General features: G+C 32.6%; 19 protein-coding genes. All 19 read left to right on the top strand.

Annotated features, from left to right (window positions below; all coding sequences use genetic code 11):
- The first annotated feature begins 79 nt into the window (after nucleotides 1-79).
- The 19 genes from COX95_03375 to COX95_03285 all read left to right on the top strand — a co-directional run bounded on the left by COX95_03375 (nucleotide 80) and on the right by COX95_03285 (nucleotide 16347).
- On the top strand, nucleotides 80-679 hold the full coding sequence (locus COX95_03375) for a hypothetical protein (GenBank protein PIZ85606.1): 600 nt from the start codon (nucleotides 80-82) through the stop codon (nucleotides 677-679).
- A 22-nt stretch (nucleotides 680-701) separates the two neighbouring features.
- Nucleotides 702-2408 carry a hypothetical protein gene (locus COX95_03370; protein ID PIZ85605.1) on the top strand — a complete coding sequence of 569 codons (1707 nt, stop codon included), beginning with the start codon at nucleotides 702-704 and terminating at the stop codon, nucleotides 2406-2408.
- 1 nt (nucleotide 2409) lies between these two features.
- On the top strand, nucleotides 2410-3621 hold the full coding sequence (locus COX95_03365; protein ID PIZ85604.1) for a hypothetical protein: 1212 nt from the start codon (nucleotides 2410-2412) through the stop codon (nucleotides 3619-3621).
- A 10-nt stretch (nucleotides 3622-3631) separates the two neighbouring features.
- Complete coding sequence (locus tag COX95_03360; protein PIZ85603.1) at nucleotides 3632-4150, top strand: hypothetical protein; 519 nt, start codon at nucleotides 3632-3634, stop codon at nucleotides 4148-4150.
- A complete protein-coding gene (locus COX95_03355) occupies nucleotides 4147-4785 on the top strand; it encodes a hypothetical protein (protein ID PIZ85602.1) in 639 nt (212 codons plus the stop codon). Before COX95_03360 ends, COX95_03355 begins: the two co-directional genes overlap by 4 nt.
- A 66-nt stretch (nucleotides 4786-4851) precedes the next feature.
- A complete protein-coding gene (locus COX95_03350) occupies nucleotides 4852-5079 on the top strand; it encodes a hypothetical protein (protein ID PIZ85601.1) in 228 nt (75 codons plus the stop codon).
- Nucleotides 5048-5515: a hypothetical protein gene (locus tag COX95_03345; GenBank protein PIZ85600.1), complete on the top strand. Its 468-nt coding sequence runs from the start codon at nucleotides 5048-5050 to the stop codon at nucleotides 5513-5515. Before COX95_03350 ends, COX95_03345 begins: the two co-directional genes overlap by 32 nt.
- Nucleotides 5516-5579: 64 nt before the next feature.
- The gene (locus COX95_03340; GenBank protein ID PIZ85599.1) at nucleotides 5580-6782 is read left to right on the top strand and encodes a cysteine desulfurase NifS; all 1203 of its coding nucleotides are present in this window, start codon (nucleotides 5580-5582) and stop codon (nucleotides 6780-6782) included.
- Nucleotides 6783-6795: 13 nt separating this feature from the next.
- Complete coding sequence (locus COX95_03335; GenBank protein PIZ85598.1) at nucleotides 6796-7191, top strand: iron-sulfur cluster assembly scaffold protein; 396 nt, start codon at nucleotides 6796-6798, stop codon at nucleotides 7189-7191.
- 3 nt (nucleotides 7192-7194) lie between these two features.
- Nucleotides 7195-7515, top strand: a complete 321-nt coding sequence (locus COX95_03330; GenBank protein PIZ85597.1) for a hypothetical protein — start codon at nucleotides 7195-7197, stop codon at nucleotides 7513-7515.
- Nucleotides 7516-7585: 70 nt separating this feature from the next.
- Nucleotides 7586-10333: an ATPase gene (locus COX95_03325; GenBank protein PIZ85596.1), complete on the top strand. Its 2748-nt coding sequence runs from the start codon at nucleotides 7586-7588 to the stop codon at nucleotides 10331-10333.
- A gap of 1 nt (nucleotide 10334) precedes the next feature.
- On the top strand, nucleotides 10335-11291 hold the full coding sequence (locus COX95_03320; protein ID PIZ85595.1) for a hypothetical protein: 957 nt from the start codon (nucleotides 10335-10337) through the stop codon (nucleotides 11289-11291).
- Entirely contained in the window at nucleotides 11257-11922 is a 666-nt protein-coding gene (locus COX95_03315; GenBank protein PIZ85594.1) for a hypothetical protein, read from the top strand. Before COX95_03320 ends, COX95_03315 begins: the two co-directional genes overlap by 35 nt.
- Nucleotides 11923-11934: 12 nt before the next feature.
- On the top strand, nucleotides 11935-12393 hold the full coding sequence (locus COX95_03310; protein PIZ85593.1) for a secondary thiamine-phosphate synthase enzyme: 459 nt from the start codon (nucleotides 11935-11937) through the stop codon (nucleotides 12391-12393).
- A 57-nt stretch (nucleotides 12394-12450) separates the two neighbouring features.
- Nucleotides 12451-12717, top strand: coding sequence for a hypothetical protein (locus COX95_03305; GenBank protein PIZ85592.1), 267 nt, complete (start codon nucleotides 12451-12453; stop codon nucleotides 12715-12717).
- On the top strand, nucleotides 12714-13607 hold the full coding sequence (locus COX95_03300) for an aminotransferase (protein PIZ85591.1): 894 nt from the start codon (nucleotides 12714-12716) through the stop codon (nucleotides 13605-13607). Before COX95_03305 ends, COX95_03300 begins: the two co-directional genes overlap by 4 nt.
- Entirely contained in the window at nucleotides 13604-14260 is a 657-nt protein-coding gene (locus COX95_03295) for a hypothetical protein (protein PIZ85590.1), read from the top strand. The genes COX95_03300 and COX95_03295 overlap by 4 nt, the downstream gene beginning before the upstream one ends.
- Nucleotides 14250-15233 (top strand): hypothetical protein, encoded by a 984-nt coding sequence (locus COX95_03290; GenBank protein PIZ85589.1) that lies wholly within the window; start codon nucleotides 14250-14252, stop codon nucleotides 15231-15233. The genes COX95_03295 and COX95_03290 overlap by 11 nt, the downstream gene beginning before the upstream one ends.
- A complete protein-coding gene (locus COX95_03285; GenBank protein ID PIZ85588.1) occupies nucleotides 15181-16347 on the top strand; it encodes a tRNA 2-thiouridine(34) synthase MnmA in 1167 nt (388 codons plus the stop codon). The genes COX95_03290 and COX95_03285 overlap by 53 nt, the downstream gene beginning before the upstream one ends.
- Nucleotides 16348-16445 lie beyond the last annotated feature (98 nt).

The raw sequence follows: 16445 nt of genomic DNA, 5'->3' as shown, positions 1-16445 counted from the left end.
GTTTTCATAATGCTGATTATTTATATAAAAATTATTGTTTCTGATTGAATAAATTAAACTTTTGGCTTAAAATTATAATATGAGTTTAGAAAAAATCGTTGGTATTCTTTCTTATTTATCACCTGTTTTTATTTGGTGGAAACCCGTACTGGTGTTATCTATTATTCTGTCATTAGGTTATCATTTTTTCTTTAGAAGAGAAGTTGTTGATGCCCGGGTGATTAGACGATTAGCTTATGGTTCGTTAATTATATCTTTTTGCTTTGTGATATATTGGACAACTTTACAAATCATGATTTATAAATTACCTGGTAGTTTTATGGCTAAAGCTATAGATTCAAAGTACACAGCATCACTTTTTTTATTTAACCTCGGAGAATATTTTATCTGGTCATTTATTTCAGCAACTGTTTTTTCTTTAGTTTTATACAAACTTTATAAAAGAAATTCACAAATTATTTCTATTTATGAAATTTGGTTTTATTTCGTACTTGCTTTTTTGATGGGATGGGATAGAGGTATAGTATTGATAGTGATAGCTCTTTTTATGATGGTTATAACACATATATTTTATAAAATTAAAGGTAAAGCCATAGAAAGATTATCCGTATATCCATATCTTTTGATTTCTTCATTACCTATTTTTATATACAATATTTATTTTTTGGTTCCGGCATAATTTCTAATTTTTAGGAGGATAAATGCTACATATTCCAGAAAAAGAACTTAAAGATACCTTAGTATCTTCAGGGTTTATTAGTGAAAAAGAATTCGATTCTGTAATAGAAGAGGCAAAAAGAACAGCGCAGGATATTGAGTCTCTTTTAATTGAGCAGGGTTTAATTTCTGAGGAATATTTTACTAAAATACTCGCTGATTATTTTAAAGTTCCTTTCTTTGATTTTTCGGGCTTTGAAATGACACCAGAATTGCTTTCTTTAGTTCCTGAGAATATAGCCAAGACTCATAAAGTGATAGCGGTAGGAGCAAGCAAAAAGGATATTACTTTAGCAATGGAAGATCCCGGGGATTTAAAAACAATTCAGTTTATGGAAAGAAAAATTGGTAAAAAGATAAATCCTGTTTTAGTTACTCATAAAAATCTTAAGGAAGCGCTCTCTGGTTATAAAAAATCGATTACGCAGGAGTTTGACAAGATAATTAATGAAAATGTTGATAAGGCAATGTCAACCGGAGTCAATGATGCTGAAAAAATGGCCCAAGATATTCCTGTTACTAAAATACTGGATACCTTAATTGAATATGCAGCTGCTCAGGAATCTTCTGATATTCACATAGAACCTTTAGACGATGAAGTGCTGGTTAGATTTAGAATTGATGGCATATTGCAGGATGTTATTAATCTGCCATATATAGTGCATTCTGCTTTAGCCGCAAGAGTGAAGCTTATTTCGGATTTAAAAATAGATGAGCATAGGCTTCCGCAGGATGGAAGATTTAGATATAAACTGGATGAAACATCAATGGCTATTCGTGTTTCGGTTATACCAACCATATATGGTGAGAAAATAGTTTTAAGACTTCTTATGGAATCTGCAAGGCCGATGAATTTAGAAAGCCTTGGCCTAGAACAGCAAGACATGGCAGTAATAAGGGATGCGATAAAAAAAACACATGGCATGGTTCTTTCAACTGGACCTACCGGTTCTGGTAAAACAACAAGTCTTTATACTATTCTTCATTTAATCAATAAACCGGAAGTTAATATATCTACGATAGAAGATCCCGTTGAATATGACATCCGAAGAGTTAATCAAATTCAGGTTAACGTTAAAACCGGGTTAACGTTTGCCGATGGATTAAGGAGCTTACTAAGACAAGACCCAGATATAATTATGGTAGGTGAAATTAGAGATAGCGATACTGCCGAACTAGCTGTGCATGCAGCTTTAACTGGTCATTTGGTTCTTTCAACTCTACATACAAATAATGCTGCCGGCGCTATTCCTAGGTTAGTTGATATAGGTGTTCAGCCTTTCCTTTTGGCATCAACTGTTAATTTAATTATTGCTCAGCGTCTTGTAAGAAGAGTTTGCCCAGGTTGTATTACACCAAAACCTATTACAAAGGAAGAAGCATCGCGTATATTTTATCAATTAGGGATATCTGGTAAGGATATAAAAAAATATAAATTGCCCAAAACAGTTTTTGCAGGCAAGGGTTGTAAGGAATGTCATAATTCTGGTTACAGAGGTATGGTAGGTATTTTTGAAATATTAAGAGTCAATAATGAAATTAGAGAACTGGTACTTCAAAAAGCTCCTGAGTCTAGAATAGAAGCCCAGGCCATTAAAGATGGTATGAGGAGAATGCTAGAAGACGGCTTAGAGAAAGCAGAATCAGGAATAACAACATATGAAGAAATAATGAGAGTTATAAGGGATTAAAATGTTATTTAAGTGGCAAGCCATCGATAGCCGCGGTAAATTAGCTCAGGGGGAGATGGAAGCAAGTGGAAAAGATCAGGTAGTCTCCTTTCTTAAAAGGCAAAATTTTTTTGTAGTTTCTGTAAATGAACCTAAGCCTACTTCTAAATTCAAAAGGTTAACTGCTGGATTATTGGGCAGGGTTCCAATAATAGATAAGATAATTTTTACTGAGCACTTAGCTACAATGATAAAAGCCGGTATTTCTTTAAATGATGCTTTTGATGTCTTGGCTGATGATACAAAAAATAAGATTTTAAAGAAAGTGGTTGCTGATTTAAAAACTGGGCTTGAAAATGGGCAATCTATTTCGAGCGTATTAAAAAGATACCGAATGATTTTCTCTCAGTATTATATAAATATGGTGAAATCTGGAGAGGAGACCGGCGAATTAGGAGAATCTTTAAAAAAACTCACTGATTTTTTAAGAAGAGACTATAGTTTGGTCAGTAAAGTGAAGGGGGCGCTAACTTATCCGGCCGTACTTTTAATATCCACTTTCGCAGTAATAGCATTAATGGTAGTTTTTGTTTTGCCCAGGTTAGTTAATCTTTTTACGCAATCAGGCGTTAAGTTGCCGCTTTTTACTAAAATTATAATTGCGGTCAGCTTAATCATAAGTAAGAATTTAATTCTTTTTATAGTGCTTGGAATTTTTTCTATCTTTGCTTTTATTGTCGCACTTCGCCAGGAAAGTGTTCGTAATTTTATAGCTTCTGTATCCTTAAAAATTCCAAAAGTTAATAAATTAGTGCAGGATGTCCAATTAGCTAGATTTGCCAGGACTTTGGGCAGTACAGTGTCAGCCGGTATTCCTATAATGGACGCCATAGAACTTACGGCGGATACTTTAAATAGTGTTTATAAAAAATCTCTACTTAATTCTCTAAGTGATGTGAGCAAAGGTATATCACTTTCTCGCGTACTTAAAAATAGGAATGATCTTTTTCCTAATATCGTAATAGGTATGATCAATGTAGGAGAGAAAACCGGTAATTTAAGCGAACTATTATCTGAAATGGCAGGTTTTTATGAAGAAGAAGTTGATAATACCCTAAAAGAGCTGACAACACTTATTGAGCCTATAATGATGGTTATTATGGGAGTTGGTATAGGAGGTATCGCACTCGCTATTATTACTCCTATATATCAGCTTATATCAAAAGTAAGTTAGTTTTATTATTATGTCTATAAAGGAAATAATTAGTAATATTCACGGTAATAAATCAGGGTTCACGCTGATTGAGGTTTTGATAGTTGTTGCAGTAATGGGTATATTATCCGTTATTATGATAAATGGTTATGTATCTTTTCAAAAGAGTAATGAACTAAGTGAAAATTCTAAAATAGTTATTTCATTTATGCGTGAGGTCCAGAAAAATTCAATTAGTCAGAAATTAGGAAAAAAATGGGGTATTAAAATTGAGGGCAATGATACTTTTACAATTTTTGAGGACCCGTGGGAAACTTCAGTTTCTAAAAAATCTTATAATTTACCGCCTAGCTTACAATTCGATAACTTTTCAATAAATGGTGGAGGATCATTCATAATTTTCAATAAGATAACTGGAGAAACGGATAATTATGGAACAGCAAGTCAGGATGGTGCTAACAGTATTGCTTTTAGGATTTCCAGAAAGCAGGAAACCGGTTTTGTAAAAATAGTTGTTACCAAATCAGGGAGAATAGAGGCTATGCAATGAAATATTTGAAAGAAGCTCAAGGCTCACTTTTGGCAGAAGCTCTTATCGCAATATCTATTACGTCTATTTTTGCTATCACCATAGCTTCGCTTATTATGGCATCGCTTCAATCAACAAAAGTGGGCGGTGCTCAAACCCAGGCATCTGCTCTTGCTAAGGAAGGGCTTGAAGCTACAAGATCAATGGTGGCTAGTAATTGGAATATGATTTATCGCCCTCTTGGAACTCAAAATAAAGGTGACAGTAATCCGTATCATATCGTTATTTCTTCAAACCAATGGAATTTAGCTAGCGGCTCAGAAGCAATTAATCTTAACGATACAAATCTTACGAGAGAATTGCTTATTTATGATGTTAAAAGAGAGCAGCCTAACGGTAATGGTATTATAAAAACTGATGGTAGCGGTTACAATGATCCTTCTACGCAACTTGTTAAAGTAAGAATAAGTAGTTCGGGTATGCATGCACTTGAATATAGTGAATATTTTAGTCGTTGGAGCAACAAGATTTTAAAACAAAACAATTGGTCTGGTGGAGCGGATCCTGCGGTACAATCCGCGGAGGATCCTAATAATAGTAAATACCAAAATGCTAATAATATAGATACTAGCAATGGATTACGTTTAAGTAAATAAATTATTATTTTTTATTGACTAATCTATTGATAGAAGTTACCATACATTTGAGGTAACTTTTTTATTATGTCAAAAGAGAAATTTATAAACATAAACGAATTACAAAATAAAACTTCCAAGATAGTAAAAGATCTTGGTAAGGGAAGCAACTATGTTTTGCTTAGGTATTCAGATCCGGTTGGCGTTCTAGCATCCTATGAAAGCTACAAGAAATTACAGAATCTTGAGAGTGAATTTGTCAACGAATGTAAGGCGTGTCTAAATACTATCAAGAGAGGCAAAAGTGGTAAGTAATGATCAGTTGCACATCGTGGCTGTTACTGGATTCTTATATAGAAAAGATGGCAAATTTTTGATATTAAAGAGAAGCGAAAAAGAGATAGCACAACCATGTATGTGGACAGTACCGGGTGGAAAAGTTGAAAAAGGATGTTCTATTTTGAAAACACTAGAAAGAGAAATCAAGGAAGAAACCGACTTAGAGACAACGGGTATTTTTAAGTTTATCGGCGATTCAGAGTTTACCAGACCTGATGGTTATCATGTAGTCATTCCCAGATTTCTTTGTGAGGCAAAAGATGGAGAAGTGAATATTCAAAAGGAAGATTTTACAGATTACGCTTGGATAATACTAGATGAATTAGATAATTACGATTTAATCCCTGGAGTAAAAAAAGAATTGCAGGAAATAAAAAACAATAATTTTATTAATCAAAAAGAAAGGCAGTAATTAATAATTTTTGTCAGTCGTTATCTTTACTGATAATTAGTTACTGATAACTGATATCTAAAATATGAAAGAATACTATTTTGATTATGCGGCTACAACGCCGGTAGACAGCCAAGTTTTTAAGGAAATGGAACCATATCTTAGGGATAAATATGGTAATCCTTCAAGCATCTATAACAAGGGGCAAGAAGCACGGTTAGCAATCGAGGGAGCACGGGAGAAAATAGCTAATATCTTAGGTTCAGATACATCTGAAATAATTTTTACCTCCTGTGCTACCGAATCTAACAATCTAGCGATTAAAGGCGTTTATTTTTCACGGTATTTAAAAAATCAAGGTAATCATATAATTACTTCTCCTATAGAGCATCATTCAGTTTTAGATACAATTAAATATCTAAAAGATAATTTTAATGCTGATGTGACTGAATTGCCTGTTTCTACTGCAGGAATTATTGATCCGGAGGATGTGAAAAAATCTATAAAAGATTCTACTGTTTTGGTATCAATCATGTATGCAAATAATGAAATAGGTACAATAGAGCCGATTGAAGAGATAGCTTATATAATAAAAGATATAAACAAGATTCGTGAAGCTAAAAATTTACCCCCGGTTTATTTCCATACCGATGCGGTTCAGGGTGTGCAGTATTTAGATTCCAGAGTTGATAAACTTGGCATTAATTTTTTAAGTATTACTGGACATAAATTTTATGCTCCCAAAGGTGTTGGGGTATTATATGTAAAAAGAGGTTCAATTTTTTTACCTCAGCAGAATGGCGGGGGGCAAGAAAAACATAGAAGGGCCGGCACTGAAAATGTTGCAAACATAGTTGGCATGGCAAAGGCTTTAGAATTAGCTATTGGAAAGAAGACTAAGGAAGTTGAAAGATTGCGTTTACTTAGAGACAAATTGATAGAGCAGGTTTTGAATATCCCGGGTTCGGTATTAACAGGAGATAACGAAAAACGTCTTCCTCATATTGCCAGTTTTGTTTTTAAGAATGTTGAGGGAGAATCATTGCTTCTAAAACTTAATACAAAAGGATTCTATGTTTCTACTGGATCCGCTTGCGCTTCAGGTTCATTACAACCTTCTCATGTATTAACGGCTGTTGGGTTAAAGCCAGAAATGACTCATAGTTCTATAAGGATATCGATGGGTCAGTATACTACCGAAGATGATGTTAATGCTTTTGTTAAAATTTTGCCGGATATTATTGATGATCTTCGAGGTATTAGTTCAGGAGTTTTAGAAAACGACTAAAAAAGGAGTTTATATGTCAGAATTTTCACCATATTCAGAAAAAGTAATGGATCATTTCCAAAATCCTCGCAACATCGGAGAAATTAAAAATCCCGATGGCTTAGGAAGAGTAGGCAATCCGACTTGTGGGGACATCATGCTTCTTACAATTAAGGTAGGCGAAAGAGACAGCGACGAATACATTGAGGATATAAAATTTAAAACTTTTGGCTGTGCTGCCGCCATTGCTACAAGCTCAATGATAACTGAAATGGCGAAAGGTAAAAGCTTAAAAGAAGCTTATAATATTGAAAGAAAAGATGTTTCTGGAGAGCTCGGTGGTTTACCGCCCGTAAAAGAACATTGCTCAAATTTATCCGCAGATGCTTTAAAAAAAGCAATAGATGATTATAAAAATAAGAAAAATTAAGAAATGATAAATTTAATAAGTAAAACCGATTTGAATATATTAATAGCAGTTATGGTTATTTTAGTTATTTCTGCAGCAATGATGTTATATTTTTTAGCTAATAGGTATAATTGGGGTTATTTAACTAGAAGTATTTTTTCAGATAGTTTATTTAGATGGATTGTTGCCGGAATATTATTATTTTTTGCTATTATTCTTATCCTTTCCTCAAAATTTATAGTTATTGATGATACAAAATTAGTAGCAATATCCGTTTTGATCATACCTCTATTTAGTATTATTATTGCCGCAATTTTTGCTTATTATTTCAAAAAAGATAAATAATTAAGTATCTAAATTTCTAGATTAGTTCTTTATTTCCTGTATAATATATTTGTTAAATAATATTCACATTATGCACTATTATCAAAGAACTGCAAAAGATATTGCAGATGAACTTAGAACATCTATCACTTACGGTTTAGGCGGCAACGAAGCAAAAAGAAGACAGGAAAAATATGGTGAGAATGCTATAAGTAAAGAGAAAAAAGCGCCTGTTATTATAAAGTTCTTATCTTATTTTTTTGATATTTTTGCGATGCTATTGTTAGGTGCTGCGTTGGTATCTTTTGTTTTTGGTGGAGATACTGGTCCTCGTGACGCCTTAGTAATTTTAGGTATTATTTTTCTTAACTCAACTATTGGTTTTATCCAGGAGTATCGAGCTGAGAAAATTATTGAGACATTGCAAAAAGTGCTTCCTAAAAAGGCAGTTGTTCTAAGGGAAGGTAAGGAAAGCGAAGTTTTGGCCAGTGAAATCATACCAGGGGATGTATTAATTTTGGATGAAGGAGACGATATTCCGGCCGATGCTCGTATTGTTGAAGAAAATGAACTAAATACTAATGACTTTACTTTAACAGGAGAATCAGTCCCTCAAGAGAAGTTTTCTCAAATTATTAAGAAAGAAGTCGGTCTTACTGATATAGATAATATGGTTTTTGCGGGTACTTCAGTGGCAAGCGGTAACGCAAAAGCTATTGTGATAGCCACTGGTATGAATACTGAATTTGGTAAGATTGCTTGTGTCACGCAACAGATTGAAGATGAAAAAAGTCCTCTACAAAAAGAACTGTCAAAATCAGCAACAAAAGTGGCGAGAATTACGATTATTATTGGAATAATTATTTTCTTGATCAATATTTTTCTTCAGAAATCTTTTTCATTTAGCTTGGTGTTTGCTTTAAGTTTAGCAGTTGCTATGGTACCAGAAGGATTGCCGGCAACAGTATCTGTTGCTTTAGCCTTAGCTGTAAAAAGAATGGCAAAAAGAAAAGCTCTTGTAAAAAAATTATCCGCCGTTGAGACGTTGGGATCTGCAACTGTAATTTGCTCTGATAAGACCGGAACAATAACTAAGAACGAAATGACAGTCAAAGAAGTTCTAGCTGACTTTAGACATTTTCATATAAAGGGGATTGGTTATGAGCCGGTCGGCGATTTTATTGAGGGAGAAGCTAAAATTAGAATTCTACCCGAAACATTGATCACATTATTGGAAGCTGGCATTCTTTGTACTAACGCTAAACTTATTCCACCGTTAGATAAAGAAGAACAATGGAAAATACTAGGTGATCCTACCGAAGGATCAATCATTGTTTTAGCAGAGAAAGCAGGTATTTCAAAAAAGGGCTTAGAGATAAAGAATAAAGAGATATTCGAAATACCTTTTACTTCAGAAAGAAAAATAATGACAGTAGTTGTCGAAAATAAAAAAGGATTGTTCGCCTATTGTAAGGGAGCGCCTAATGAAGTTTTAGATTGTTGCCCCTCTATACAAATTGGAAAAGAAGTAAAATCTATTGATGAATATAAGCGTAAAATAATGGATCATGTTGATGAATATGCTAAGAAAGGATTAAGAGTTTTAGCAATAGCATATAAATCAGTTAATGATCGAAATAATCTTTGTGAATCGAACATAGAAAATAATCTTACATTTTTAGGTCTTATTGCTATGATTGATCCTCCAAAAGAAGGAGTGGCTGAAGCAGTCTCTATTGCTCAAAAGGCAGGAATAAAAGTAATAATGATTACCGGCGATTATGGTTTAACGGCAAGCGCTGTAGCTAGCAGGGTGGGTATTGTAAAAGATAATTACTCAGTTATTTCTGGAACTGAGCTTTTGAAAATGGAAGATACAGAACTATCTACAATATTAAAAAGTAAAGACGTAGTTTTTGCTAGAACAGCTCCTGAGCAAAAAATTAGAATAGTTAATGTTTTGCAGGAGCAAGGCCAAATTGTGGCCGTTACTGGTGATGGTGTTAATGATGCTCCAGCACTGAAAAAAGCGGATATCGGGGTAGCTATGGGGATTGCGGGAACCGATGTGTCAAAAGAAGCTTCTGAGGTTATTCTATTGGATGATAATTTTAAAACAATTGTAGCGGCAGTAGAGGAAGGAAGAATTGTTTATGATAATTTAAAGAAATTTGTTCATTATATTTTTTCTTCTAATGTTGGAGAGCTTTTTTCTGTCGTTGCTGGCATTATTCTAGGAGTACCTATGCCAATTTTGGCCATTCAAATATTAGCAGTAGATTTAGGCACAGATGTTTTACCTTCTCTTGCCTTAGCCGTTGACCAGAAAGATGAAGATGTTATGAATAGACCTCCCAGAAATCAGAAAGAAAGGCTGTTAAATAAAAAAATGATTCTTGGCTTTTTCTATATAGGTATAGTTATGGGCGTTGGTGCAGCCGTAGCTTTTACGATTACTGTTTTAAGAGACGGTTGGGTTTGGGGACAAGATTGGACAGGATCTTTGTATTTTAAAGCAACGAGTGTAACATATGCATCTTTGGTATTTTCTCAGATAGTTAATGTATTTGATACCCATTCTGGACGTCAATCAATATTAAAATCATTATTTACTAATTGGTACTTAATAGGGGCTTGTTTTTGTTCAATGGTGATGCTTAGTTCTTTTTTATATATACCTTTTTTCCAAAACTTTTTAGAAACTCGTTCATTAGGCATTATAGAAATAATTTCTGCCCTATCTGTTGGATTAGCGGCTTTAATATCTGTTAAGATAAAACATTTTTTTACTAACCGTGTAAAAATAATACCACAATTAAAAAGGGAAAATATTTCTTAATATGAATTACATAGATATTTTTATAATATTAATTTTAATTGCTTTCGGAGTACTTGGATATTTTGGGGGATTTATAAAAATATTTAGTGAGTTTTTTTTCTTATCTTTTTCTTTATTATTTTCCTTTTTACTAAATTCAAGATTTTCGCAATTGTTGCAATCTATTATTTCTTTACCGCCAAATCTTTTAAAAGTAATGTCTTTTTTGATATTGCTCATGCTTTTCAAGATAATTTTTTCCGTTTTCGAATATTTGATTAATCTTAAAGTGCCGGATAAAATTAAAAGATTTAATATTAATAAATATTTTGGTATTTTTCCTGGTTTGATAAAAGGTATTTTCTGGATAGCTATGATTTTAACAATTTTGATTGCTTTACCCACCTCAGGTAATATCAAAGAAAAGATTTTTCAATCTAGCATAGGTAAGCCACTAGTAGCTGTTGTTTCTGATGTCGAGAGAAGATTAGAGCCATCGTTAGGTAGTGCCATAAACGAAACATTTACTCTTTTAACTATAAAACCGGACACCGAAGAATCAGTTGATCTTAAATTTAAGACAAATGAAGTTAGTATTGACACGCAAAGCGAGGAACAAATGTTGGAATTTGTAAATAATGAAAGAGCAAGACATGGTTTTAAACCATTAATTATGGATGAACAACTTAGGAAAGTTGCAAGAGAACATTCTAAGGATATGTTTGCAAGGGGATATTTTGCCCATAATAATGTAGAAGGTAAAACTCCTTTTGATAGAATATCTTCTGTTGGTATAAAATATATAATAGCAGGAGAAAATTTAGCTTTAGCTGCAAACGTAGAAATAGCGCATAAAGGATTGATGAATAGCCCAGGGCATAAAGCTAACATATTAAATCCTGAGTTTGGAAAAGTCGGCATTGGGGTGCTAGACGGAGGAGTATATGGTAAAATGTTTACTCAGAACTTTACCGATTAATTTGAATATAGAAATGAAAGCAAAAACTAAAAAAAGACTTTTTTACATAACAGCTATTTTTTTCTTTGTCTTTTTTATGTTAGCAATTTTCACAATGGCTTTCCTTGGAAAGTTTTTATCGCCCCAGGATAATTTAGATAAATCTGATGTAATAATTGTAATTTCAGGAGGAGAAACAATAGAGAGAACTGCTGAAGGCGTAAAGTTGTTTAAACAAGGCTATGCTTCTTATTTACTTTTTTCTGGAGCAGCAAAAAGTGGAACCGTATCCAACGCAAAGGGCATGAAAAATTATGCTATCAAACAAGGAGTTTCTTCAAATAATATTTTACTTGAGGAGAAATCAACATCTACTTATGAAAACGCATTATTCTCAAAAAATATTCTAGAAAAAAACAATTTTAAAAAAATCATTCTTGTTACCTCGCCCTATCATCAAAAAAGAGCTTATATGAATTTTTCATTTATTTTGGGAAGAGATTATAACATTATTAACCATTCTTCTTCTGATTCTAATTGGAATAGTGATAAATGGTGGGATAATAAAAAAAGTGTTAATATTACTATGTCTGAATTTGTAAGGGTAATGTATCTAGCAATTACTAAAAATTATGCTTTGAAAAATGATTAGAAAAGAGGTCTAATGAAAATTATAACGACGAGATTAAAATTTAAAACCGAGAAACAACTTCATATAAAAGATATTACTTCAGATGCGGAAAATTTTGTGGAAGAAGGAAATATTCAAAACGGTGTCCTAGTTGTTTTTTCTCTTCATACATCTGCTACTTTGACTATCAATGAGAAAGAATCTTGTTTTTTTAAGGACTTTGAGGATTTTGTAGAAAAATTTGCACCAAGCAAGGATTATTATAGACATAATGATTTAAAGATTAGGACTGAAAATCTTGTTTGTAGTCCGGATACGGAAGAATGTATGAATGGGCACTCTCATATTCAGCATATGTTTATCGGTTATCCATCGGTTACCTTAATTATTGAAAATGGAAAAATCGTTTTGGGACAATGGCAGAGAATATTTTTCTTAGAACTCGATCAGCCAAGAAATAGAGAAGTTTTATTTCAGATAATGGGAGAGTAGGGATGAGCGCCCTTCGGGCACTTTTTAAAATCAGTTAGAAAGAGTAAAATATCCTTAATGGATATTAGTAAAACAAAAAACATCAGACTATCAATTATCAAAGAAATAGAACTCCTAGCTTCTAAAGTGCCGAATGCTATTTCATTAGCTCAAGGCATACCATCGTTCGAAACACCGGAAGTGATCAAAAATTTTGCTAAGAGGGCTATAGACAATAATCTTGTTTCTAAATACTCGCTTTGCCCGGGGTTGCCAGAGCTTAGAGAGATAATCTCTGAGAAGCTTAAAAAAGATAATATGATTTATGGCCCTAGCACTGAATAATTATAACGGCTGGAGCTATCGAAGGAATAACTGCCACCCTCCTTACTATATTAGAAAGAGATGACGAAGTTTTAATTCCTTCTCCAACTTATGTATCGTATTCTGAGGCTATAAAAGTTGCTGGAGGGATACCAATATCTGTTCCTTTGGATGAAGAAAAGTCTTGGAGTATAAATACAAATTATTTTAAAGAAAAGATAACTCCTAGAACAAAAGCAATATTTTTTTGTAATCCAAACAATCCAACATCCACAATTTACAGCAAACAAGAAGTTCAAGAATTAGAAGAATTAGCTAAAGAGTTTAATTTATTTATCATTACCGACGAAGTTTATAAAGATTTTATATATGAAGATATAGAGTATTATTCACCAGCACAGAATCCTGAGATTAAAGATAGGGTTGTTCGAATTTTTAGTTTTTCTAAGGCTTTTGCTATGACTGGTTGGAGAATCGGGTTTGTTCATTCGTCAAAAGAAAATATAGCCGAAATCATTAAAGTTCATGATGCTATTGTCACTTGCGCTCCAGTAGTTTCTCAATACGCTGCAATAGCTGCTTTTGAGTTAGCAGAGGAAGAGGTCTTGAGGTTTAAAAGAGAATTTATAAAAAGAAGGGACTTGATTTTAAGGCGTCTTGATAAATTATCAAATTATTTTTCATATAAAAGACCAAATTCGGCTTATTTTGTTTTTCCAAAAATCCTAAAGGAATGTTCTTCAAGGGATATTGCTTTGGATTTGTTGTATAAAGCCAAGGTAGCAACAGTTTCTGGAATCGCTTTTGGTCCGATAGGTGAAAATCATATACGAATATCTTTTGGGGTAACTGAAGAAAAAATAAATGAGGCGTTCGATAGAATAGAACAATACTTTAAGGAGCAGCAATGAAAAAAGTATTTAAGAAAATCGTAACTTGGATTCTAAGAATATTAACAAGGATAACCATCTGGAGACATAAGCCGCAGATTATTGGTATAGTTGGCAATTTAGGAAAAACGGAAACCAAGGAAGCAATCAAAGAAAAATTATCTAAAAAATTTGATTGTCGAGCTAATCCCAGAAGTTATAATACTGAAATTGGCCTTCCGCTTGCCGTACTATATCTACCATCAGGCAATTCTTCCTTTTGGGCATGGTTTAAAATCTTATCAAGAGGAATATCTATTGCTTTATTTAGTAAAAAATTTCCTAAAATATTAATCTTGGAGCTGGGAGCAATTTTCCCGGGTGAAATGGATTATCTTTTAACTATTGTTCAACCTAAATACCTTATTTGTACGAATATAAGTTTAGATTTCGAAGCATCGTCCGATGAACTAGAGATAAGAGCAAAAGAAATAGAAAAAGCAATTAAAGCGGTACCTAAAAATGGTCTGGTGATCATTAATGCTGATGATCCTTGGCTAATAAATATTAGAGATAAAGCATCGGCAAAAATTGTAAGCTATACTAAAGAGAATGAATCAAAAGATTATCCAATATTAATTTCGGAAGTACTTAATAAAGAATTAGAACTAAGAGTAAACAATAATGATTTATAGGGATTATGTGTATGGGAAGGTTAATATTTCAGACCCTATTATTATCGAAATAATTAATTCTAACCCAGTTCAAAGATTAAAAAATATAAGCCAGCATGGTCCAAGTGTTTATAATAAGTATTATACAAAAAGAATTATTACTAGATTTGAACATAGTGTAGGTGTTTATCTTTTGCTTAAGCGTTTTTCAGTTTCTGTAGAAGAACAGGTTGCAGGATTGTTGTACGATGTAGGACATACGGTTTTTTCTCATGCAATTGATTTTTTGTTTCCAGAGGAAAATAGCGAGTATGATAAAAAGTATCATAGAGAATTAATTAACAAATCAGATATTCCTCTAATACTGAAAAAGTATCATATAGATTTAAAAAAAGTTCTTAATGACAACAATTTTCCTATCATGGAAAAGCCGTTACCAGATTTATGTGCAGATCGGATTGATTATTTTTTAAGAGACCCTTATTTAGCAAAAAATTTTAATACCAAAGATTTATTAAATAATTTAATAGTTTTGAATAGAAATATTGTTTTTAAAAATAGGAAGATTGCACTGTCTTTTGCTGATAATTATATGAAAATCAATGAGCTATTTTGGGCAAATCCTTTTGAGGAATTACTATATTTTATTATGGTTGATGTAATAAAGATAGCGTTTGAAAAAAAGATTATTCAACATGAAGATTTATTTTTGAACGAAAAGAAATTTTTAGAAAAATTGAAAAAATCAAATAATAAAGATATTTTTAAGAAATTAAAATTGTTAAAGAATATGAAAAGAGAAAAATTAATAGTTTCAGGAAATGAAATTGCTAATAGTTATTTAGTTAAAAGCAAAATTAGAATTGTTGATCCTTTAGTGTTGGATGGTAAAAAATTAAAAAGATTATCTTTCTTGGAAACAAACTATAAAAAATCATCTGATGATTTTTACAATAAGCAATCAAAGGAAAGATGGGTTGGGTATGAAAAGTAAAAGACAAAAGGTGGTTGTAGCTATGAGCGGTGGAGTTGATTCATCTGTGGCCGCATTTTTACTCAAAGAGCAAGGGTATGATGTTATCGGTGTTTTTATGCGCTTTTGGTCTTCGGATCAGCCGAAGAATGTACCTTTTTGCGCTTTTGAAAATCTTTGTTGTTCTGCAGAGGCAATGCAGGTTGCTCTTGAAACTGCTAATAAACTAAAAATTCTTTTTCATGTGTTGGATTTAAGGGATTTTTTCAAAAAGAATATTGTTGATTATTTTATAGATGAATATTTATCTGGTAGAACACCTAATCCATGTATTGTATGTGGGCAAAAAATAAAATTCAGTGCTTTATTCCATAAAGCCATTGATATATTTGAAGCAGATTATTTTGCAACTGGTCATTATGCAAGAGTGGACAGTTATGAAAGATTAATAAATGGTAAAAAAGAAAAAATGTTTAGGCTTTTAAAAGGTACTGATAGTAATAAAGATCAGAGTTACTTTTTATATACAGCTATACAGAAAGTATTAAAGCATTTTTTACTTCCTATAGGTGGTTATAGAAAAGAAGAAGTAAGAAGGATCGCTAAAGAAAGTAATCTTCCTTCATATAATAGGAAGGAGAGCCAGGAAATTTGTTTTGTTCCCTTCGGTGATTATCGTCAGTTTTTAGAGAGCCAGGTTGAACCGGAAAAATTCAAAGCAGGAAAAATCATTAATGCTAAAGGCGAAATCTTAGGACAGCATAATGGAATAGCTTTTTATACGGTAGGTCAAAGAAAGGGTATTGGTATTGCGGCGAAAGAGCCATTGTATGTTATAGATATCAATTCGAAAGATAATATATTGGTTGTAGGGAAAGAAAAAGATTTATATAGAAAATCTTTATTGGCAGAAAATATAAATTGGATTTCTGGAAAAGCACCAACAAAAGTTACGGATATTAAATCAAAGATACGTTATGCAATGAAAGAACAGAAAGCAGATATTCATCCAGAAAAAGATAAGTTCAAATTAACTTTTAAAACACCACAAAGAGCTATAACGTCAGGACAGTCAGCTGTTTTCTATGATGGTGAAGAAGTGCTTGGCGGCGGGATTATTGATCATGTTTTGTAAATGAAATGAATAAGTTACGAAACATTTGAGACTCCTGCAAATAACTAAGGAGTTTCCAATATGCATATCAAAGCCTTGTGGTATAAGACTAATTTGCA

Source organism: bacterium CG_4_10_14_0_2_um_filter_33_32 (assembly GCA_002792735.1).
GTDB lineage: Bacteria > Patescibacteriota > CPR2_A > CG2-30-33-46 > CG2-30-33-46 > CG2-30-33-46.
Note: the sequence above shows the minus strand (reverse complement) of the source record. Positions and strands in the feature narration are given on the sequence as shown.

What these genes read in the sequence shown, in the direction of transcription:
- COX95_03375 (PIZ85606.1), top strand. Translation starts at nt 80, where the DNA reads ATGAGTTTAGAAAAAATCGTTGGTATTCTTTCTTATTTATCACCTGTT.
- COX95_03370 (PIZ85605.1), top strand. Translation starts at nt 702, where the DNA reads ATGCTACATATTCCAGAAAAAGAACTTAAAGATACCTTAGTATCTTCA.
- COX95_03365 (PIZ85604.1), top strand. Translation starts at nt 2,410, where the DNA reads ATGTTATTTAAGTGGCAAGCCATCGATAGCCGCGGTAAATTAGCTCAG.
- COX95_03360 (PIZ85603.1), top strand. Translation starts at nt 3,632, where the DNA reads ATGTCTATAAAGGAAATAATTAGTAATATTCACGGTAATAAATCAGGG.
- COX95_03355 (PIZ85602.1), top strand. Translation starts at nt 4,147, where the DNA reads ATGAAATATTTGAAAGAAGCTCAAGGCTCACTTTTGGCAGAAGCTCTT.
- COX95_03350 (PIZ85601.1), top strand. Translation starts at nt 4,852, where the DNA reads ATGTCAAAAGAGAAATTTATAAACATAAACGAATTACAAAATAAAACT.
- COX95_03340 (PIZ85599.1), top strand. Translation starts at nt 5,580, where the DNA reads ATGAAAGAATACTATTTTGATTATGCGGCTACAACGCCGGTAGACAGC.
- COX95_03335 (PIZ85598.1), top strand. Translation starts at nt 6,796, where the DNA reads ATGTCAGAATTTTCACCATATTCAGAAAAAGTAATGGATCATTTCCAA.
- COX95_03330 (PIZ85597.1), top strand. Translation starts at nt 7,195, where the DNA reads ATGATAAATTTAATAAGTAAAACCGATTTGAATATATTAATAGCAGTT.
- COX95_03325 (PIZ85596.1), top strand. Translation starts at nt 7,586, where the DNA reads ATGCACTATTATCAAAGAACTGCAAAAGATATTGCAGATGAACTTAGA.
- COX95_03320 (PIZ85595.1), top strand. Translation starts at nt 10,335, where the DNA reads ATGAATTACATAGATATTTTTATAATATTAATTTTAATTGCTTTCGGA.
- COX95_03315 (PIZ85594.1), top strand. Translation starts at nt 11,257, where the DNA reads ATGGTAAAATGTTTACTCAGAACTTTACCGATTAATTTGAATATAGAA.
- COX95_03310 (PIZ85593.1), top strand. Translation starts at nt 11,935, where the DNA reads ATGAAAATTATAACGACGAGATTAAAATTTAAAACCGAGAAACAACTT.
- COX95_03305 (PIZ85592.1), top strand. Translation starts at nt 12,451, where the DNA reads ATGGATATTAGTAAAACAAAAAACATCAGACTATCAATTATCAAAGAA.
- COX95_03295 (PIZ85590.1), top strand. Translation starts at nt 13,604, where the DNA reads ATGAAAAAAGTATTTAAGAAAATCGTAACTTGGATTCTAAGAATATTA.
- COX95_03290 (PIZ85589.1), top strand. Translation starts at nt 14,250, where the DNA reads ATGATTTATAGGGATTATGTGTATGGGAAGGTTAATATTTCAGACCCT.
- COX95_03285 (PIZ85588.1), top strand. Translation starts at nt 15,181, where the DNA reads ATGATTTTTACAATAAGCAATCAAAGGAAAGATGGGTTGGGTATGAAA.